This window comes from Pseudomonas sp. CP-1, assembly GCF_021213715.1.
Lineage (GTDB): Bacteria > Pseudomonadota > Gammaproteobacteria > Pseudomonadales > Pseudomonadaceae > Pseudomonas > Pseudomonas aeruginosa.
On the sequence record NZ_JAJQKY010000013.1, the window covers coordinates 132,856 to 153,966 of the forward strand.

At 67.4% G+C, this 21,111-nt stretch carries 14 protein-coding genes and 1 pseudogene; 7 read left to right on the plus strand and 8 right to left on the minus strand.

Annotation, left to right across the window (positions count from 1 at the left end; genetic code table 11):
- Positions 1–9: 9 nt before the first annotated feature.
- From LT948_RS23295 to kynR, 4 genes are all read right to left on the minus strand, one after another.
- On the minus strand, positions 10–519 hold the full coding sequence (locus LT948_RS23295) for an aromatic-ring-hydroxylating dioxygenase subunit beta (protein WP_003088783.1): 510 nt from the start codon (positions 517–519) through the stop codon (positions 10–12).
- A gap of 27 nt (positions 520–546) precedes the next feature.
- Entirely contained in the window at positions 547–2,379 is a 1,833-nt protein-coding gene (asnB, locus tag LT948_RS23300; protein ID WP_003139621.1) for an asparagine synthase (glutamine-hydrolyzing), read from the minus strand.
- Positions 2,380–2,466: 87 nt separating this feature from the next.
- Positions 2,467–3,741 carry an aromatic ring-hydroxylating oxygenase subunit alpha gene (locus tag LT948_RS23305; protein ID WP_003109665.1) on the minus strand — a complete coding sequence of 425 codons (1,275 nt, stop codon included), beginning with the start codon at positions 3,739–3,741 and terminating at the stop codon, positions 2,467–2,469.
- 201 nt (positions 3,742–3,942) lie between these two features.
- The gene (gene kynR / locus LT948_RS23310) at positions 3,943–4,419 is read right to left on the minus strand and encodes a kynurenine pathway transcriptional regulator KynR (RefSeq protein ID WP_023099637.1); all 477 of its coding nucleotides are present in this window, start codon (positions 4,417–4,419) and stop codon (positions 3,943–3,945) included.
- Between the two features lie 132 nt (positions 4,420–4,551).
- On the opposite strand from kynR, the gene kynB reads away from it, so the two are divergent.
- The 5 genes from kynB to LT948_RS23335 all read left to right on the plus strand — a co-directional run bounded on the left by kynB (position 4,552) and on the right by LT948_RS23335 (position 12,113).
- Positions 4,552–5,193: a kynurenine formamidase KynB gene (gene kynB / locus LT948_RS23315; protein WP_003109664.1), complete on the plus strand. Its 642-nt coding sequence runs from the start codon at positions 4,552–4,554 to the stop codon at positions 5,191–5,193.
- Positions 5,194–5,196: 3 nt separating this feature from the next.
- A complete protein-coding gene (gene kynU / locus LT948_RS23320; protein WP_003088773.1) occupies positions 5,197–6,447 on the plus strand; it encodes a kynureninase in 1,251 nt (416 codons plus the stop codon).
- 155 nt (positions 6,448–6,602) lie between these two features.
- Positions 6,603–8,009, plus strand: a complete 1,407-nt coding sequence (locus LT948_RS23325; RefSeq protein WP_073656896.1) for an amino acid permease — start codon at positions 6,603–6,605, stop codon at positions 8,007–8,009.
- 285 nt (positions 8,010–8,294) lie between these two features.
- On the plus strand, positions 8,295–10,169 hold the full coding sequence (locus LT948_RS23330) for a (7S,10S)-hydroperoxide diol synthase (protein WP_009876351.1): 1,875 nt from the start codon (positions 8,295–8,297) through the stop codon (positions 10,167–10,169).
- A gap of 39 nt (positions 10,170–10,208) precedes the next feature.
- Entirely contained in the window at positions 10,209–12,113 is a 1,905-nt protein-coding gene (locus LT948_RS23335; RefSeq protein ID WP_033995550.1) for a 10S-dioxygenase, read from the plus strand.
- Positions 12,114–12,149: 36 nt separating this feature from the next.
- Here LT948_RS23335 and LT948_RS23340 read toward each other — a convergent pair whose 3' ends face one another.
- A complete protein-coding gene (locus LT948_RS23340) occupies positions 12,150–13,052 on the minus strand; it encodes a LysR family transcriptional regulator (protein ID WP_004349593.1) in 903 nt (300 codons plus the stop codon).
- 513 nt (positions 13,053–13,565) lie between these two features.
- On the opposite strand from LT948_RS23340, the gene LT948_RS23345 reads away from it, so the two are divergent.
- Entirely contained in the window at positions 13,566–13,775 is a 210-nt protein-coding gene (locus LT948_RS23345; protein WP_003088759.1) for a hypothetical protein, read from the plus strand.
- Between the two features lie 176 nt (positions 13,776–13,951).
- Entirely contained in the window at positions 13,952–15,613 is a 1,662-nt protein-coding gene (locus LT948_RS23350) for a hypothetical protein (protein WP_034054257.1), read from the plus strand.
- Between the two features lie 53 nt (positions 15,614–15,666).
- Here the strand turns inward: LT948_RS23350 and LT948_RS23355 are convergent.
- The 3 genes and pseudogenes from LT948_RS23355 to fusA all read right to left on the minus strand — a co-directional run.
- A pseudogene (locus LT948_RS23355) lies at positions 15,667–15,855 on the minus strand (nitrilase-related carbon-nitrogen hydrolase); the annotation flags it as partial.
- 159 nt (positions 15,856–16,014) lie between these two features.
- Positions 16,015–18,609, minus strand: coding sequence for a bifunctional diguanylate cyclase/phosphodiesterase (locus tag LT948_RS23360; RefSeq protein ID WP_003128667.1), 2,595 nt, complete (start codon positions 18,607–18,609; stop codon positions 16,015–16,017).
- Positions 18,610–18,780: 171 nt separating this feature from the next.
- Positions 18,781–20,889, minus strand: coding sequence for an elongation factor G (fusA, locus tag LT948_RS23365; protein WP_003088751.1), 2,109 nt, complete (start codon positions 20,887–20,889; stop codon positions 18,781–18,783).
- Positions 20,890–21,111: the final 222 nt, after the last annotated feature.

The window sequence follows — 21,111 nt, forward strand, 5'->3', positions numbered from 1 at the left end:
GGCGGCGCCTCACAGGATGATGCTGATGCGCCGCTGGGCGCTGATGGTCTCGTGGTCCAGGCGGATCTCCCGCGAGACGATGCGCAAGCCCTCCGGACCGTCGCGCAGGACATGACTGGCTTCGCCGACGAAGTTCCAGGCCTCGCGGTTGCGGAACTGATGGACGACGAAGTTGCTGCGGCTGCTGACCAGTTCGCCCTCGACCCGCTTCAGCCGCACGTTGCCCACCAGGCGGCGGGTGCGCGAGCGCGGCTGCTCCATCCAGGTATGCCCGCCGAGGATGCTGTCGACCCGCTCGCGCAGGCGCACGTGGTCGTCGTCGATGATGTACAGGCTGTCCTCCGGCGCCTGGCCGGCCAGTTGCTCCTGCAAGGGCAGCACCCGGTAGCGTGCGGCGCGCTCGAACAGCGCGAACCAGGTATCCAGCAGGCGGTCGTCGAGCAGCTCGGCTTCGGCGACGAGGAAATCGCTGACCCGCGCCAGCAGGTCGCTGTCGGGACGGGACAAGGCAAGGCTCATGAGTATCCTCCGGGAAGAAAGTGCCGCTCAGAGGCTGATGTCGACCCCATGGCGGGTCAGCCAGCGGTCCAGGTTCAGCAGGTAGGCCAGGCCGGCGGTCGGGCTCGCCGAGGCACGCGGGCTGGGCAGCGGCGTGCCCTGTTCGAGAGCCTGGCGGACCCGCCCGGCGTCCACCAGTTCGAACAGCGGCGAGCGGCCGTCGGCGAGCAGGCGGCCGACCCGCTCGCGCAGCAGCGCCAGGTAACGTGGGTCGGGGTTGGCCGGGAAACCGCTCTTGCGCCGCTCCAGGATCGCCTGCGGCAGGTGCCCGCGCAGGGCCCGGCGCAGCAGGCTCTTGCTTTCCCCGGCGACGCTCTTCAGCGCCCAGGGCAGGTTCCATACGTACTCCACCAGGCGGTGGTCGCAGAACGGCACGCGCACTTCCAGGCCGACCGCCATGCTCATCCGGTCCTTGCGTTCGAGCATCGCCGGCAACCAGCGGCTCAGCGCCAGGTAGGCGACCTCGCGCTGGCGCCGCTGGGCGGCATCCTCGCCATCCAGTCGCGGCACTTCGGCGAGGGCCTCGCGGTAGCGCGCCCGGATGTATTCCGGCGCCGCCACCCGCTCGGCGACCTCCCGCCGCAGCAGTTGCCAGGGCCCGCTCTTGCCGGCCAGCCAGGGGAAGCCGTCGTGTGCGAGGGCGCTCGGGTCGTGGAAGAACGGGTAGCCGCCGAACACCTCGTCGGCCGACTCGCCCGACAGCGCCACCGTGGTGTGCTCGCGGACCTGGCGGAACAGCAGGTAGAGCGAGGCGTCCAGCTCGCCCCAGCCGGGCAGGTCGCGGGCCTGGAGCACCGCCTCGTCCTGTTCCAGCACCTCTTCCGGGGCGACCAGCACGGTACGGTGCGGCGTACCGAGGAAGTTCGCCGCCAGCTGCGCATAGGGTTCGTCCCAGCTGCTTTGCCAGGGCGTCGGGACGAAGCCGCGGCCTTCGCCGGGGAAGTCCACGGAGAAGGTCGGCAGGCGCCGCGCGTCGCCATCCAGCGCGGCCACCGCGAAGGCGCTGATGGCGCTGGAGTCGAGCCCGCCGGAAAGCAGGCTGCCCAGCGGGACGTCGGCCACCAGCTGCTCGGCCACTGCCTCGCGGAGCAACTGGCCGGCGCGTTCGGCGCTGTCCTCGGCGCCCTCTTCGTGACGTTCCGCGCGCAGCGCCCAGTAGACCAGCTCGCGCACACCATTGCGGTCGAAGCGCAGCGCCTGGCCCGGCCGGACCTGGCGCAGGCCCTTGTACAGGCCGTGGCCGGGAGTCGGCGCGGTGGTCAGGGCGAACAGCTCGGCGATGCCGCTGGCGTCGAGCACCGGGTTGGCCTCGGGGTTGGCGAAGATCGCCTTGGGTTCCGAGGCGAACAGCACGCCTCCGGCGGTCGGGTAGTAGTACAGCGGCTTGACCCCGAAGCGATCGCGCACCAGCCACAGGCTCTGCTCGCGCTCGTCCCACAGGGCGAAGCCGTAGATGCCGCGGAGCCGGGCGAAGGAAGCCTCGCCCCATTGCAGATAGGCGCGCAGCACCACCTCGGTGTCCGAGCGGGTACGGAAGACCTGGCCCAGCGTCTCCAGCTCGGCGCGCAGCTCGCGGAAGTTGTAGACCTCGCCGCTGTAGGTCAGCGCCACCCGCCCGCCCGCCTCGGCAAGCATCGGCTGGGCGCCGTTCTCCAGGTCGATGATCGCCAGGCGCCGATGGCCGAGCAGCGCGTGCCGCGACAGCCACAGGCCTTCGGCGTCCGGCCCGCGCGGGGCCAGGGTACGGGTCATGCGTTCGAGGATGCTGCGCTGCTCGCCGAGGTCGCGGCTCCAGTCGGTCCAGCCGGTGATTCCACACATGGATGACGTTCCTTGCAGTGACCCTTTATTCCCCGCGTAGCCAGGGCGGCGCGCAGGGATCTGCAGGGAGCGATGGTTGAAGACGGCTCAGACGGCCACGGCGAGACGCCGCAGGGCGGCGGGCTGCTGCCCGAGCCGGCGGCTCCACTCGCGCCAGAAGCCGCGGTTCTGTTCCTCGTCGACGTGGCGGCGGGTTGCCGGCCCCATGCCGCGGGAAAAATCGCTGTAGCCGAGGGCGGCGTGGGCGTAGGCGCGCTGACAGGATTCGAGGATCTCGACGTCGTCGGGGGTGCCGAAACCGCCCGGGCCGATGAACGAGATCAACCCATTGATCCGCGCCGCCCGCTCCTCGCGGGTCTCATCGGCGAAGCCGGCGCCCCATACGGTGACGCTGACCTCATCGGCGGCGGTCGGGAAGAACGAGCGGATGTTCAGGCCGAGGATGTCGTTGATCACCAGGTTGGGAAAGATGAACAGGCTTTTGTTGGTGTGGGCGATGTCCTCTGCCCGCGCCTGCCCGAAGCGTTCCACCAGGCGTTCGAACTTGGCGGCGATGGACGGCTTGAGCGCTTCCGGGAACAACGGGCTCCAGTAGGCGATCGGCCGTCCGGTGGACGGCGGGCCGCTGATGATCAGCGCGTGGCCGTTGCCCAGCGCCTCGCCGCGACCGTGGCGCTTGTGCGACTCCGGATCGGTGCCGAGGGTATTCAGGTATTCCAGGTAGCGCTTGTGGGCGAACGGCAGGTGGTAGGCGTCCACGCCGTTTTCCGCGAGCAGCTTCCAGTTGGCCTTGATCGAATGCTCGAAGCCGCCGGGGATGATCTCCAGTTCCGCCTCGGACTGGTCGCAGATCAGGTCGATATAGTCCTTCGCCTGGCCCAGGTAGGTTTCCAGGGACGCTTGCCGGGCGCCGTAGTGGATGAACAGGAAGTTGCGGTAGACCGCGTGTTTCACCCGTGTCAGGGACAGCTCCGGATGGCATTGCCCGGCGTGTTGGTAGGCGGCCTTGTCCGGCAGGCCGATCAGGCTGCCGTGGCTGTCGTAGGTCCAGCCATGGTAGGGACAGGTGAAACGCTGGCTGTTGCCCTGGCGCTCGGCGCAGACCTTGGCCCCACGGTGCGCGCAGGCGTTCAGGTAGACCGCCGGCTCGCCATCGGCGCGACGCTGGATGATCAGGTTGCGCCCGCCGACGTCGCGGGTGATGAAGTCGCCGGGCTCGCGCAGCTCGCTGAGGTGGGCGGCATACAGCCAGCTGTCGTCGAATATCTCGTGCAGTTCGCGCCGGTGCAGTTCCGCGGAAACATAGGCCTGGCGCCTGACCCGGAAGTAACTTGCGTCGTCGGTCTCGATATATTCACTCACCGCCTAACCTCCGTGTAACGTTGACAACCCGGCAACGGGGACGGAGGAAACCTAGCACGGGGAAAATCAATTCCGGCAGACTATTTATTCATTAGCTAATAACTCGTAACCCCATGAAAAAAGACAAAATAATTATTTCCCTCGGCGACTGAAAATTCGTCCCTCTCATTGCACTCATGCTTTTATGAGGGGTCGCCCCGTTCAACTCTTCAGGTTCACCAGGTCGAGCAGGTCGGCACCGGCCTTGATCTCCTGCAGGACGATTTCCGAGCGGATGTCGGTGACGCCGGCGGCGCGGTTCAGCTTGTTCACGATGAAGTCCGAGTAGTGCTTGAGGTTGCGCGCCCGGACCCTCAGCACATAGTTGGTGGCGCCGGTCACCACATAGGCGGTGACCACCTCCGGCCAGTCCCGGACCCTGGCGATGAACGCCTCGTGCCAACCCTCGACGTCCTGGCGCAGCGACACATGGACGATGGCTTCCAGCTCCACGCCCAGTCGCTCGGCATCCAGTTCCACCGAGTAGCCGCGGATGATCCCCTCGCTTTCCAGCAGGCGCAGCCGGCGCAGGCAGGCGGATGGCGAGAGGGAGACCTTCTCCGCCAGGTCCTGGTTGCTCATCCGCCCGTCCTGCTGCAGGTGACGGAGAATGCGCAGATCGATGGCGTCCAGGGTCATGTGCAGTTCCTATCAGAATGAATAGCTATCTTCGAATTTTGTGCGAATAGATTGCCATGCGACCTTGCATTTCGCACGAAAATTCTCCGAAATCTCGTTCATTATCATTCGCTGGATTTCCGGAGAAAAACAATGACTTCGCTCCGCTACTGGGACATCAGTCCCGCCCTCGATCCGAGCACGCCGACCTGGCCCGGCGACACGCCGTTCCAGCAGGAATGGGCGGCGCGGCTGGACGAGCAGTGCCCGGTCAACGTCGGCCGGATCACCCTTTCGCCGCATACCGGCGCCCACGTCGACGGCCCCCTGCACTACCGCGCCGACGGCCTGCCCATCGGCCAGGTGCCGCTGGACGTCTACATGGGACCATGCCGGGTGATCCACTGCATCGGCGCTAACCCGCTGGTGACCCCCGAACACCTCGCCGGCCAGCTCGACGACCTGCCCTCGCGGGTGCTGCTGCGGACCTTCGAACGGGTCCCGGCGAACTGGCCGGAAGGCTTCTGCGCTATCGCTCCGGCCACCATCGAGTGCCTCGCCGAGCGCGGCGTCAGGCTGGTCGGCATCGACACCCCGTCGCTCGACCCCCAGCACTCCAAGACCCTCGACGCCCACCACGCGGTGGGCCGCCACGGCATGGCGATCCTCGAAGGCGTGGTCCTCGACGACGTGCCCGCCGGCGACTACGAACTGCTCGCCCTGCCGCTGAAATTCACCCACCTCGATGCCAGCCCGGTGCGTGCCGTGCTGCGCGCCCTGCCTACCGCGGAGTAACCGATGACCACTCGTGACGACTGCCTGGCGCTCGACGCCGGCGATCCCCTGGCCGACCTGCGCCAACTGTTCGCCCTGCCCGACGGCGTGATCTACCTCGACGGCAACTCCCTCGGCGCCCGCCCCCGGGCCGCCGTGGAGCGCGCCGCCGAAGTGGTCGCCGCGGAATGGGGCGAGGGGCTCATCCGCAGCTGGAACAGCGCCGACTGGCGCGGCCTGCCGGAGCGCCTCGGCGACAAGCTGGCGCCCCTGATCGGCGCGCGCGCCGGCGAAGTGGTGATCACCGACACCACCTCGATCAACCTGTTCAAGGTGCTCAGCGCCGCCCTGCGGATCCAGGAGGAAGAAGCGCCAGGGCGCAAGGTGATCGTTTCCGAATCGAGCAACTTCCCCACTGATCTGTACATCGCCGAGGGTCTTACCGACATGCTCCAGCGCGGCTACCGGCTGCGCCTGGTGGATGGCCCGGAGCAACTGCCGGCGGCGATCGACGCGGATACCGCGGTGGTGATGCTCAGCCATGTCAACTACAAGACCGGCTACCTGCACGACATGCGCGAGGTCACCCGCCTGGTCCACGAAAACGGCGCCCTGGCGATCTGGGACCTGGCCCACTCGGCCGGCGCGCTGCCGCTGGACCTGCACGCGGCCGAGGCCGACTACGCCATCGGCTGCACCTACAAGTACCTCAACGGCGGCCCCGGCTCGCCGGCCTACGTGTGGGTCGCGCCGCGCCTGCGCGAGCGTGTCTGGCAACCGCTGTCCGGCTGGTTCGGTCATTCCCGCCAGTTCGCCATGGAGCCGCGCTACCAGCCCGGCGAAGGCATCACCCGGTTCCTCTGCGGCACCCAGCCGATCACCTCGCTGGCCCTGGTCGAATGCGGCCTGGATATCTTCGCCCGGACCGACATGCAGCGCCTGCGCGACAAGTCGCTGGCCCTCGCCGATCTGTTCATCGAATTGGTGGAAAGCCGTTGCGAACGCTTCGGCCTGACCCTGGTGACCCCGCGCGAGCATGCCCGGCGCGGCAGCCATGTCAGCTTCGAGCATGCCCAGGGCTACGCCATCGTCCAGGCCCTGATCGACCGCGGGGTAATCGGCGACTACCGCGAGCCGGGCATCCTGCGCTTCGGCTTCACCCCGCTGTACACCCGCTTCGTCGAGGTCTGGGATGCGGTGCAGGCGTTGCTGGAAATCCTCCAGAGCGAAGCCTGGAAAGAGCCGCGCTACCAGGTCCGGCACAAGGTGACCTGAGCCCCGCTCGCGCGGGCCGCGCCGGTATTCCCGGGGCGGCCCACGAACACCCACCGCTCTCGCGCACAGGAGCCCGCGACCGGCACCCGCACATCGCCACCGACGTTCCCTCGGCAATTCATAAGAACCCCAATAAGATTCCAGAGGACATCCAGATGAACGACCCCCAGGGCTTCGAGGCCATCTCGCGCCGCGAACAGGGCCTGCAACGGCGGCTCTCGGCCGCGCAGATGAGCATGATCGCCATCGGCGGCGCCATCGGCACCGGCCTGTTCATGGGCAGCGCCTTCGCCATCGGCTTCGCCGGCCCCAGCGTCCTGCTCAGCTACGCCATCGGCGCGCTGATCACCCTGCTGCTGATGGGCTGCCTGGCGGAAATGACCGTGGCCCATGCCACCCCCGGCTCGTTCGGCGCCTTCGCCGAGCACTACGTCGGCCCGCTGGCCGGGTTCCTGGTGCGCTACGCCTATTGGGCGGCCATCGTCCTGGCGGTGGGCACCGAGGTCACGGCGGTGGCCATGTACATGAAGTACTGGTTCGCCGGTATCCCGGAATGGGTCTGGATCATCTCCTTCTCGACCCTGCTGATCGGCCTGAACGCCAGCAGCGTGAAAGCCTTCGGCAACTTCGAATACTGCTTCTCGACACTGAAGATCGCCGCCATCGTCGCCTTCATCCTGCTCGGCGCCTACCTGGTGTTCGGCTCCGCCAACCCGGCCTACGGCGTGCACAACTACAGCGCCCACGGCGGCTTCTTCCCGCACGGCCTGAAAGGCATGTGGATCGCCGTGGTGGTGTCGATCTTCAGTTATCTCAGCGTGGAGATGATCGCGGTCGCCGCCGCCGAGGCCGAACATCCGGAACAGGCGGTGAGGTCGGCGTTCCGCTCGACCATCGTGCGCCTGGTGGTGTTCTACCTGCTGACCCTGGCGCTGATGCTCGCCATCGTCCCCTGGGACCAGGCCGGGCAGAGCCAGAGCCCGTTCGTCACGGTGATGCAGGCGATCGGCCTGCCCGGCGCCACCGGGGTGATGAACTTCGTGGTGCTGGTGGCCGCGCTGTCGGCGATGAACAGCCAGCTCTACATCACCACCCGGATGATGTTCAGCCTGTCGCGCGCGGGGCACGCGCCGAAGGGCCTCGGCGAACTGAGCCGCCAGGGCGTGCCGCTGAACGCGCTGCTGCTGTCGAGCGTCGGTATCGCCCTGGCGACCCTGCTCAACCTGGTCTACCCGGAGCAGTCCTTCACCCTGATGATGGCGGTGTCGATGTTCGGCGCCCTCTTCACCTGGCTGATGATCTTCTTCACCCACCTCTGCTTCCGCCGCCACCGCGCCCGCCACGGCGGCGCGCCGCTGGCCTTCCGCATGCGCCTGGCGCCCTGGTCGACATTGCTCGGCCTGGCGCTGATGGCGGCGATCCTGGTCACCACCGTATTCACCGAGGCGTTCCGCATGACCCTGGTCTTCGGCGTGCCGTTCCTCGCGCTGCTCAGCGCACTCTACCTGGTCTTCGTCCGCAAGCCCGGCAGGGATTGTCCGATAGAACGGGCAACGCCCTAGGCGCTCTCCGCCCTGCGAACCTGGCGCGCAGGGCGAAGCACGACCGGCGCGCCCTTTCCGGACCGGGCGGTTCCGTTCCCCATACCTTTTCCGTCGCACAAAAAGCATTACCCGCCGGCCGCCGCGACTCCGTAGCGTAGTGCCCAACCGGACGTTCCGGCCCGCGGCGCGCCGCGGCCGGCGCGCTCCCGTCAGGGACGAAGTGGCGGCACGCCCAGCCATCGAGCGCACTGCATCGCTCTGCCCTGTGGGGACGCAGACGTCGTCAGCCATGAGGGGAACACGATGCATCCGACCTTTTCGCGGGTCCTGCTGGCCGCCGCGCTGGCCAGCGCCGGCAGCCCTGCCGTCGCCACCGAAATCCAGCTCGAGCAAGGCTGGAACGCCGAGCAACGCGCCTCCTGGTACGACGCCTCGCTCGGTTCGCGGCTGCTGCCGCTGGCCTGGGCCCAGGCGCTGGAGCGTCCGGACAGCGAGGAGCGCCTGTTCTCCGAAGACAACGCCCGGCGCCTCGGCTTTCCCCTGCGCAACTGGCAAGGCGGCGAACTGCGCCTGCCGCGCGGCTTCGCCCTCGACCAGCAGGACGACAGCCAGTTCTCCGACACCCGCCTGCGCTGGAAAGCCCGCCAGTCGTCCAGCGAACCCTGGGTCGGGCTGAATTGCGCCGGCTGCCACTCCACCGACATCAGCTACCGCGGCAGCGAACTGACCGTCGACGCCGGCGCCACCCTGGCCAACGTCCAGGCGATCTTCGACGAAGTACTCGCCGCGCTGCGCCGCACCAGCGACGACGGCGACAAGTTCGCGCGCTTCGCCGGCAACGTCCTCGGCAGCGAGGACAGCCCGGCCAACCGCGACCTGCTGAAGGCCGCCCTGGCCAAGCGCGCGGCGCTGATCGATACCCTGCTGAGCATGTCCGCCACCGACCTGCAACCCGGCCCGGGGCGCCTCGACGCCACCGGCCAGTCGCTCAACCGCGCGGCGATCAACTCCGGCGCCCGTCACCTGCAAGCGAACCCGACCGACGCGCCGACCAGCTTCCCGGCACTGTGGCACACGTTGCAGATGGACAAGCTGCAATCCAGCGGATTCGTGCCCAACGTCAAGGTCCTCGATCTCAACGGCCAGGTCTTCGACCTCGGCTACCTGGCCGGCGACATCGGCGTGGTCCAGGGCGACTACGGCGACGTGGTCAGCCATCCGCTGTCCGGCCTGGAGGGCTACATCTCGAGCATCCGCGTGGACAACCTGACCCGTGTCGAGGGCCTGATCCACAAGCTCAAGGCGCCGGCCTGGCCGAGCCAGCTGTTCGGCGCCCCGGACAGCGCCAGGCTGGCCCAGGGCAAGCGCCTCTACGAGGAGAACTGCGCGGCCTGCCATGCGAGCATCGGCCGCGACGACCTGCAAACCCCGATCAAGGTCCGCCAGGTGCGCCTGAAGGCCCATGGCGACGACGCGCCGATCGGCACCGACCCGTGGATGGCCTGCAACACCTTCACCTTCAGCAGCCCCAGCGGCAACTACTTCGGCCTGTTCCGACCGTCCCTCGGCACCCCCAGCGGCGTCGGCATCGTCGGGCGGACTTCGAAGATCGCCGACATGCAGGTCCCCGAGGTGTTCCAGATCATGCTCGGCAAGAAAGGCCAGCTGGCCGACGGCATCGCCGAGATCATCCACGCCATCGTCACCGGGCAGCAGACCCTGCCCGGCTCCGACAGCCTGCAAGCGCTTCCCACCGGGCAACTGCTGCTGGCCGGCGGCGACCCGGCCGGCAGCCAGGCGCCGAGCCTCGCCGCCGGCGAAGTCCCCGCCGACAAGAGTGCGCGCAAGGACTACTGCCTGAACACCGAGCATCCGTTCCTCGGCTACATCGCTCGCCCGCTGAACGGCATCTGGGCCACTGCGCCCTACCTGCACAACGGTTCGGTGCCGTCGCTGTACGACCTGCTGCTGCCCCAGGAGCAACGGCCGACCACCTTCTACACCGGCAGCCACGAGTTCGATCCGAGCCGGGTCGGCTACCTCACCGGGCCCGGCCCGGACAACGCCTTCCTCTTCGACACCCACCTGGAAGGCAACTCCAACGCCGGCCACGACTTCGCCCGCGAGTACGACGAAAGCCAGCGCCTGGCGCTGCTCGAATACCTCAAGACTCTGTGAGCCGGCCCCGCCCACATGCCCAATAGAGAGAACCGCCCGATGACCCTATCGCGACTCAGCCTTGCCATCCTTTCCGTCCTCGCCGGTGCCCCGGCATTCGCCGACGACAGCGGCGTCGACCTCGACCAGGGCTGGAACCAGACCCAGAAGACCGCCTGGCTGGAAGCCGGCCAGGGCTCGCGGATGCTGCCGCTGGCCTGGCTGGTGGCGCTGGAGCAGCGCGCCAGCGAAGAACCGCTGATGTCCGACGCGCTGATCCGCCAGTACGGCTATGTCCCGCACACCCTCGGCGGTTCCAGCGTGAAGGTGGTGCAGGGCTACGCGGTCGACCGCAGCGACGACAGCGACCTGACCTTCACCAAGCTGCGCTGGAAGGCCCTGCAGGGCTCCAGGGAACCCTGGGTCGGGCCGACCTGCAGCATGTGCCACACCTCGCACATCAGCTACCAGGGCACCCAGTTGACCGTCTACGGCGGGCAGACCATGGGCGACCTCGCCGGCTTCCAGCTGGAGATCCTCGGCGCCCTGCAGAACACCCGCGCCGACACCGCCAAGTTCGAGCGCTTCGCCCGCAAGGTGCTCGGCGCCGACGGCCTGGTCAGCGGCTACAACGACGCCAACAAGGCGCGCCTGCAAGCAGCCCTGGACGCCACCATCGTGCGCCTGCGCGACGGCTCGCACTTCAACCTGCCGCACGATCCCGAGTTCGGCCCCGGCCGCCTGGACGCCATCGGTTCGATCTTCAACTCGGTGGGCTACGAACTGCACGCCGACGAGCAGATCTACGGCGCCGAGGACGCCCCCGTGAGCTATCCGTTCCTGTGGAACGTACCGCAGCTGGACCGCGTGCAGTGGACCGGCTTCAACCCGAACCACATCAACGTGGTCGACATCGACAACCGCAAGTTCGACGTCGGCGCCCTGGCGCGCAACGCCGGCGAGGCGGTCGGGGTATTCGCCGACGTCAAGGTGCTCAGCCCGATCCAGTCGGCGCTGCACATCGGCTACCCGTCGAGCATCAACGTCGACAACCTGATCCGCATCGAAGACCAGCTCGGCCAACTGAAGCCGCCGGCCTGGCCGAACCAGCTGTTCGGCGCCCCGGAGCCGACCAGGGTCGCCGAGGGCCGCGAGCTGTACCGGCAACATTGCTCCAGTTGCCACACGCCGCTGGACCGCAACGACCTGCGGACCCCGGTGAAGACCGTGCTCACCCACCTGCAGGCGCGCGGCGAGGTCGCGCCGATCGGTACCGACCCGTGGACCGCCTGCAACAGCATCGCCCAGCTGAAGACCGGCTACGTGCGCGGCAAGCCCTACCTGTCCTTCGTCGGCACCGGCCAGCGCGGTTTCTACGGCAAGCAGGCCTATGCGGTGGACGTGCTCCAGGAAGTGGTGGTCCAGGCCCTGGCCGCGCGCGGCCTGAGCGTCGCCCTGGGTGCCTTCCAGACCGCCGCCCTGGGCATCTTCGACGGGCAGTTGCCGCCGCTGATCAGTCCGGTGCCGGACAGCCCCGACGCCGACAGCGCCGAAGCGACCGCCGCGGACGCGCCAGGCGCCCTGCTCCTGGCCGAAAACGTCGCGGCCGGCAGCGACAAGGCCCAGCGCCTGGAGCAGTGCCTGGCGATGACCAGCGACCTGATGGCCTACAAGGCGCGCCCGCTGAACGGTATCTGGGCCAGCCCGCCCTACCTGCACAACGGCTCGGTGGCGACCCTCTACGATCTGCTGCTGCCGCCGGACCTGCGGCCGCGGACCTTCTATACCGGCAGCGTCGAGTTCGACCCGGTCAACGTCGGCTACATCACCGATGCCGGCGGCGCCAACCGCTTCCTCTTCGACAGCGGCAAGCCGGGCAACGCCAATGGCGGCCACGACTACGGCAACGCGCAGTTCAACGAGCAGCAGCGCCGCGCCCTGGTCGAGTACATGAAGACCCTCTGAAGCCCCTCGCGCGGCCGGCGCTCCCGGCCGCCTCCCTCAACCGGCGGCGACCCGCCGCGCGGTCTCGACGAAGCATTCGAACTGGGTGTCGCTGGCACGAAGCCGCGAAGTCGGCGACACCGCCAGCCCCACCGGCAGGCGGAAGCCTTCGTTGACCGCCGCCGGCAGAGCGGTGAAGGCCACCCCCGGATAGGCGAACTTGGTCAGCGACAACGGCAGGAAGGCGAAGCCGTCGCCGCTGGCGACCTGGGCCAGGAGAATGCTCAGGTCGTTCGGCCGCACGCTGCGCCGGGGCGCGAAGGCAGCGGCATCCATCGCATCGTTCATGAACTGGCTGTAGGCGGGAAACAGCGAGTCCTTCGGTACCAGCAGCGGCTCGCCGACCAGGTCGTTCAGCGACCAGTCGGGCGCCAGTCGCCGGTGCAGGGTTTCCGACAGGGCGATGACGTGCTCGTAGCTGCCGATCTCCATCAGCTCGTATTCACGCACCACCTTCGGCGGCGCGCCGATGATCGCCGCGTCCAGGGACGACTCGCGGACCAGGCTGAGCAGGTCCAGCGATGGCGCCCAGGATGGCGAAACGGCGCTGCACACCCGCGCTTCCTTCAGTTGCCGGGCCAGCTCGCCGGACCAGCCGGGATCGAGGTAGCGGCTGAAACCGATGTGCAACTGGCGGTCGTCGCCGTCGCCGATGTCGCGGGTCAGCGCCTTGGCCTCGGCGATGATCTTCACCGCGCGGCAATGCACCACCCTGCCCACCTCGGTCAGGCTCACCCCGGCCGGACCGCGGACGAACAGCGCCTCGCCGATGTGCACTTCGAGCGCCTGGATCTGCCGCGACAGCGACGGCTGCGAAACGTGCAGCACCTCGGCGGCCTGGCCGATGCTGCCGTACTCGGCGACACAGGCGAAATACATCAGCTGGCGCAACGAAGGCATCGCCTTCGACCAGTTGATGATCGGGAAACTGGCATCGGTCACGGACATTGCGTACATACCCCTCGCTGGCAACACGGGTCGGATCGGCACGGGCAGGGAAACCCCGGGACGGCGCGACGAACGACCGCCGGCAGCCTGCTTCCGAAAGCCGTTTCGCGGCAGAAGAACGAAAGATAGGTAGCGGAGATGACAGGAAGCGCGACGTTCGGGGCCGGGACGCTCTTCATGGGCGGCGTCTTGTTCCCGCGCCGCCAGTATAGCCAGGCGGCATGGGGAACTGGCCATGCGGCGCGCCACCACCGCGGGCCACCCTCGCCGTTCGGATAGGTCCCCTTGCCAGGTCGGTCCGAAGCTGCCAGGGACCGTCGCAAGCGCTGCGCCGTGGGCACCGGCCACGAACTCAGGCCACCTCGTCGGCAGCGGCTGAACCGCTTCGTCTTTTCGTGAACCGCTTCCGTGTCGGCGGAGCGCCAGGGGGTCTACGCTGAGTTTTTCAGGATCAGGAGTACCGCCATGCTGGATCACGACCTGACTGTCGCCCTGCTATGCCGTCTCAACCAGAACCAGAGTGCCCTCGGCATGGCCCTGGAGGAGCTGGCGATCTGGGCGAAGCGCCATGAAGGCGGCGAAACCTACGATGTCGTCATGAACCACCTGCAGACCCTGGAGCGCAATGCCGACTTCGTCGCCGAGGCCATCGTCGTCCTGATGGCGGATCGCTGAAGCGCGCCGGACCCGTACGAGCGGACGAGCCTGCGCGGTGCGCTGGGCACGGTGCGCAGTAAAATCTTCAAGATTTTTCTTACAAGGTAATAGGACTCGTCCAAGTTACCTCGCCCATAGCTCCCGGTACCCTCGCCCGTTACACCTTCCAAGCACCAACGGGATCTCCAGGGCTTATGCTTCTTCGAACCATCAGTGTGGAAACTGCCGAGCAGACGGAACTGAATGCGGCCTTGTTGTGTGGTTTCGCCATTCCCGCCAGCGACCGCAACTTCATCGCCTACAGCCTCAACGAACAGGTCGACGAAAACGACTCGCGCGTCTACATCGCCTCCCTGTTCAAGACCGACGACGGCTTCCGCCTGGGCCGCCTCGACACCGACGAGGCCTGCGAGGCGGCCATCCAGGTGTTCCGCCAGCTGGTCCGCGAAGCCACCACCGGCAACCGTCGGACCAGCGACCTGGCCTACCACCTCATCGACCTGCAGGACGCGGCCATCGCCCCCTCGCGCCGGGAAGAACACCGCTCCCTGGTGCTCGAACGCGAGTGGGTGATGAAGCTCGTCACCTTCGAGTCCCCCCATGGCTACGGCCCCGCCCTGGATGGCGAGGAACCCTGCGCGGACGTCCCGCCGCTCGTCCATGAGGCCCTTTTCGAAGACGCCGCTCCCGATGTCTTCGCCGCGGACGATGCGGACGAGGCCACGGACGGGCCGGCGGAGCCCATCGACGAGCCCGAGGCGGCGGAAGACGAAACCGTCACCGAGGCCGGCTGCGTCGAGCCCGAGCCGCGGCCGGAGGCGGAAACGGCAGCGCCCGAGGGTGGGGCGCCAGCCGAGTTCGCGACGAAAGCGGAGCAGTCCGCCAAGGTAGCGGATGCCGAGGCCATCGGCGCCTTCGTCGACAACGCCAGTCATCTTCGCGAGGAGCTTGCCGACCTGGCGCAGATGCTCCACCCCGCGCTGCACGCCGCCGACGCCACGGGCAGCGCCAACCTTCCGTCTCCAGACGCCGCCGAGGAATCCTCCATGCCCCCGAGCCCCTCCCCCCTCGCCGCACCCGCGCCGGAACCGGTATCGGCCAGGGTCCCCAGCCTGTCGCTGCGCCTCCGGGTGCCGCCCGCACGCCTGGCCGGCGCCGAGGGCGAGGCCGACGCCAGAGAGGCGCCCACCCAGGCCGCCGCCGTCATTCGCCAACCCGAGGATGAAGCCCACGTGGATACGGATACCGCGCTCGATATCGGCAACGATACCGAGCATCTGCTACAGGACGTGCAGGGCACCCTGGCCGACCTCGCCGGAATGGCCCAGCAACTGAGCCAGCAGAAGCAGGAAGCGCTCAAGCAGCAGGAGTCGCTGGAGTCGCTCCAGACGCAACTGCACGAGAAGGAGCGGCAATTGCAGGAAAAGGAAAAGCAGCTCCGGCAGTGGCACAAGCGCCTGCAGGACGACCGCCAGGCGCTGGAGCGGGAAACCGAGCAGAGCAACCGTCTCCTGGCCGAGCGCAGCGCGGCCCTGCAACAACTCGCGGAAAGCGTCGAAGCCCGCGAGCGCAGCAGCGCGCGGCGAGCCGAAGTACTGCAGATCGAACAGGAACGCCTCGAAGAGTTGCGCAGCCAGCAGAACCTGCGTCAGGCCGAACTGGAAAAGCGCGAAGCCAGCGTCCAGCAGCGCAGCCTGGAACTCGGCGAGCGCTTCAAGAAGCTGGAAAGCGCCCGCGAGAAGCTGGCGCAGATCGTCAAGGGTTTCAACGAGACCGTACAGTTCAATACCGCTCTGCACGCCATCAGTCATACCGGGTTGAAGCGCCAGGAAGAGAGCGCAGCCGAACTGGAATAAGGTTCTCCTCCGGCAAAAGGGCGCGGCGCCGATACTGGCCCGCGCCCTTTTTCATTCGCCCAACCGCGCCCGGCCGCGCCCGGCCGCTCGCCCTCGGGACGCGGTGCCGCCGGCCAGTTCACCGGTGCGCAGAGCAGTTGTGCGCCGGACAGCGCAGGCAGGCGCACCCATTCGGGAAACTCCAGGTCGTAGCAGACCATCACCGCGATTCGCCCGAAGCGGGTGGCGACCACCGGCGCTGGCCCTGGCACAAGGCCATGGGAAGGACGGAGTGTCGGCAAGCGAAGACGGGAAGGGAATCAGTCAGGTCAAATAATCAGTTGAGCATTCTCTGAACCATACGCAGGGCGTTCGCTGAACCGAGGGCCGCTGAGGCTCCGCGTGGTCTCTTCTGCCCCCGCTCAAGGGCGGCGCGCAGCATGGCCCTCGGCGGAAACCTGTGGCGCCTGGGTCTGCCCCGCCTCGCGCGCCAGCAGGTCGCGCAGGCCCTGCGCATCCAGCGGCCGGCTGAGCAGGAATCCTTGCAGTTCGTGGCATTGCTCGTCGCGCAGGATATGCATCTGCCCTTCGGTCTCCACCCCCTCGGCGGTGACCCGCAGGTTCAGGGCGTTGCCGAGATTGATGATGGCCTGCACGATCGAACGGTCGCGCCCGGTCTTCTCCATGCTGGCGACGAAGCGCTTGTCGATCTTGATGCTGTCGAAGGGATAGGTGCGCAGGTAGCCGAGCGAGGAATAGCCGGTACCGAAGTCGTCCATGTTGAGGCGGACGCCCAGTTCCTTGAGGGCCGTCATGGTCCGCAGCGCGCCGTCGACATCGTTGAGCATGACGTTCTCGGTCACCTCCAGCTCTAGCCGGCGGGCATCCAGGTGGGCCAGGCGCAGCGCCTCGCGCACCTGCCAGACGATATCGCCGGTCATGAACTGCGCCGGCGACACGTTCACCGAGACCATCACCTCGCCCGGCCAGGAGGCGGCGGTGGCGCAGGCCTCGCGCAGCACCCAGTTGCCGATCTGCACGATCAGGTCGCTTTCTTCCGCCAGGCCGATGAACTCGTCCGGGCCGATCAGCCCGCGGTGCGGATGGTTCCAGCGGATCAACGCCTCCGCCGAGGCGATCGTCTGTTCCTGCGCCAGGAAGCGCGGCTGGTAGTACAACTCGAACTCGCCGTTCTGCAAGGCGGCGCGCAACTCGGTCTCGCGCAGCTTCTTCTCGGCGAGATGGGAGTCCATCGCTTCCAAGTAGAAACGCCAGGTATTGCGCCCCGCGGCCTTGGCCTCGTACATCGCCACGTCGGCGCAACGCAGCAGGCCGCGCGGATCGCCGCCGTGCTCCGGCGCCAGGGCCACGCCGATGCTGGCGCCGACATGGAAGCTGTGCCCTTCGTAGGCGATCTCGCGGTTGATCACGTCGATCAGCCGGCTACAGAACTTCTCGATTTCCAGCTTCGACGACACGTGGGTACTGACCACCACGAACTCGTCGCCGCCGAGCCGGGCAACCATGTCCTGGTCGCGGGTCGAGGCGCGCAGCCGTTCGGCGATGGCGTAGAGCACCGCATCGCCGGCGGGATGGCCATGCTGGTCGTTGATCGGCTTGAAGCGGTCGAGGTCGAGCATCAGTACCGCTACCGGCGACTTGCCAGCCTTTTCCGCCAGCAGGCGTTCGAGGAACTGGAACAGCTTGTTGCGGTTCGGCAGGCCGGTCAGGGCATCGTGCAGGGACAGATGCTGGATCTTCGCATGGGCTTCGACTTCGTCGGTGATGTCGGCCGCCGTGCCGCGATAGCCGCTGGCGACGCCGTTGCGGATCGCGCTGGCACTCAGCTTGCCGACCCGCGCCTGGCCCTGGCTGTCGCGGAAAGCGCAGACCAGGCTGGACGGCGCACCGGCATCGGGCAGCCCTTCCAGCCACTTGACGATGTTCACCGTATCGCTATCCAGCAACTCGTCCAGCCGCCGCCCGATCCAGGCCTCCGGCTGGTAGCCGGTGACGTCGCGGAAGCGCACGGAGAGATAGGTGAAGACGAAATGCCCGTCGACTTCCCAGATCCAGTCCGACGCCGCCTCGGCTATCGACTTGAAACGTTCCTCGCTGGCCAGCAGGGCCTGGTTGCTGCGTTTCAGGACCTTCTGCTGGCGATCCACCGCGCGAGCGTTGAGCACGGCGCTGCGGCTCAGCCAGAACAGCAGCCCGGCGGCGAGCACGAAGATTCCCAGCAGCGGCAACGCGGTCTCCCGCAGCATGGCGCTACCCGGACGCGACGACACCCAGGCCAGGCGATGGGGAGTGCCCTCCAGGGCAAGGCTTTCCTTGTCGCCCGCCGCGCCGCCGGCCAGCAGGTGCAGGTTGGCGATGCCGTAGTCGCCGCCGAGCTTGGCCAGCTTCGCCGGGGTCAGCCGGTCGACGAAGACCATCACCGAGGCCTTGTCCAGGTCGATGGGCGCATGATCGCTGGTGGGCTTGATCGCCGAAGCGACCAGGATCGCCGGTGCGCCGTCGAAGTCGACGTAGCGGCTGATCGCCGCCTCGTCCACCGCGGCGCGGCGGGCGGCGCTGAGGATGTCTCCGGCATCGGCGCCCAGCGAGTCGGCCAGCGAGCGCTCGGACAGCTCGCCCTCGAGCATGGCGTAGCGAGTGCCACGGTCGTCGATGACGAAGACGCCGTCGTAGCCGTTGGTGGTGTAGAGCACCGAGCCGAGGTTGTTCTTGGTGAAGGCCCAGTCCACGTCGACCCGGTTTCCCAGATAGACGTAGGCGTCGGTCCAGAACGAATAGGTGGTGGAGAACTGCTCGGAATTTTCCCGGCGATTCTGCAGCGCCTTTTCCACGTAGAAATGGCTCTGCTCGATGGCGATGTCGTCCTGCTGCCTGGCGATGTGCAGGATCGCCCAGCCGCATGCACCGAGGGCGAGGAAAAGGGCGGCCAGGAACATTAGGAGATGCTTGGAGACCTGGGAGACTGCGGTACCGCTGGCAATCGCTGAAGCAAGCATCGATTCGCCATCCTTGTGACCGTATAGGTGCGGGCCTTGGTCACTGTCTTATAGTTAAGCATCCAGGGGGCGTCAAAAAACCCGCTTGGCAAGCGCATCGGCGCCGGAGATGCGGCTGCCGCTCCCGGAAAGGCGCGCGCCGCCGCTGGCCTCGGCGGCGCGCGGCGGCTCTCAGCGGCCCTGCCTGGCGACGATCGCCTCGGCCACGCTGGCCGGTACCTCGGCATAGCGGACGAACTCCATCGAGTAGCTCGCGCGCCCCTGGGACATCGAGCGCACGTCGGTGGCATAGCCGAACATTTCGCCCAGCGGGACCTCGGCACGGATCACCTTGCCCGCCGGGGTATCCTCCATGCCCTGGATCAGGCCACGCCGGCGGTTGAGGTCGCCCATCACGTCGCCCATGTAGTCCTCCGGGGTCACCACCTCGACCTTCATCACCGGCTCCAGGAGCACCGCTCCGCCCTTCTGCGAGAGTTGCTTGGTGGCCATCGAGGCGGCGATCTTGAACGCCATCTCGCTGGAGTCGACGTCATGGTAGGAGCCGTCGTACACCGTCGCCTTCAGGCCAATCAGCGGGTAGCCGGCGAGCACGCCGTTCTGCATCTGGTCCTCGATGCCCTTCTGGATCGCCGGGATGAACTCTCGGGGAATCACCCCGCCGACCACCTCGTTGTGGAACTCCAGGCCTTCCTGCCCCTCGTCGGCCGGAGCGAAGCGGATCCAGCAATGGCCGAACTGGCCGCGGCCGCCGGACTGGCGGACGAACTTGCCCTCGATCTCGCAGGTGTTGCGGATGGTCTCGCGATAGGCCACCTGCGGCTTGCCGATATTGGCTTCGACGCCGAACTCGCGGCGCATGCGGTCGACGATGATGTCCAGGTGCAACTCGCCCATCCCGGAAATGATGGTTTGCGCGGTCTCCTCGTCGGTCTTCACGCGGAACGACGGGTCTTCCTGGGCCAGCTTGCTCAGGGCGATGCCCATCTTCTCCTGGTCGGCCTTGGTCTTCGGTTCCACCGCCACCGAGATCACCGGATCGGGGAAGTCCATGCGTTCGAGGATGATCGGCTTGTCGATGGCGCACAGGGTGTCGCCGGTGGTCACGTCCTTCATGCCGATCAGCGCGGCGATGTCGCCGGCGCGCACTTCCTTGATCTCGTCGCGCTGGTTGGCGTGCATCTGCACCATCCGCCCGACCCGCTCCTTCTTGCCTTTCACCGAGTTGAGCACCGCATCGCCGGAAGTCAGCACCCCGGAATACACACGGGCGAAGGTCAGGGTGCCGACGAAGGGGTCGGTGGCGATCTTGAACGCCAGCGCCGAGAACGGCTCGTCGTCGTCCGCATGGCGCTCGTCGTGCTTCTCTTCGTCGTCCGGGTCGGTGCCTCTGATCGCCGGGATTTCCGACGGAGCCGGGAGATAGTCGATCACCGCGTCGAGCACCAGAGGCACGCCCTTGTTCTTGAACGAGGAGCCGAGCACCGCCGGTACGATCTGGTTGGCCAGGGTCCGCTGGCGCAGCCCGGCCTTGATCTCCTCGATGCTCAGTTCCTCGCCTTCCAGATACTTGTTCATCAGTTCGTCGTTGGCCTCGGCGGCGGCCTCGACCATGTGCGCCCGCCACTCCTCGGCCAGCGCCCGCAACTCCGCCGGGATCTCCTCCTCGCGGTAGCTGGTGCCCTGGTCGTCATCGTTCCAGTAGATGGCCTTCATCTTCACCAGGTCGATCTGCCCGCTGAAGTTTTCCTCCGCGCCGATCGCCAGCTGGATCGGCACCGGGACATGGCCCAGGCGTTGCTTGATCTGCGCGACCACGCGGAGGAAATCGGCGCCCTGGCGATCCATCTTGTTCACGTAGGCCAGGCGCGGCACATGGTACTTGTTGGCCTGGCGCCAGACCGTCTCGGACTGCGGCTCGACCCCGTCGGCGCCGCTGAACACCACCACCGCGCCATCGAGCACGCGCAGCGAGCGCTCCACCTCGATGGTGAAGTCGACGTGGCCGGGGGTGTCGATGATGTTGAAGCGATAGCGGTGCGGGAACTGCTTGGTCGAGCCCTGCCAGAAGGCCGTGGTCGCCGCCGAGGTGATGGTGATGCCGCGCTCCTGCTCCTGGACCATCCAGTCCATGGTCGCCGCGCCGTCATGGACCTCGCCCATCTTGTGGTTGACGCCGGTGTAGAAGAGGATCCGTTCGGTCGTCGTGGTCTTGCCGGCGTCGACGTGGGCGACGATGCCGATGTTGCGATAAAGCTCGATGGGAGTGGTGCGAGCCATGATCTGCCCCTTGGGTGCTGCCCTGGATGATGGGAACGACTGCTGAAAGAAAAATGTAGCTGAAGAAAGGACGCCACAGCACCGCCGCGACGCCTGCTTTTCGACCTCGGCAGAGGGGACTGGTTCTGCCGCTCCGGCCCGCCGACGAAAGGCGCAACGGCAGGGCTTGTTCCCAGCGGACATAAACTCATGGCGCAAAGGTCTAAGCCGTCCCTGGAAAAT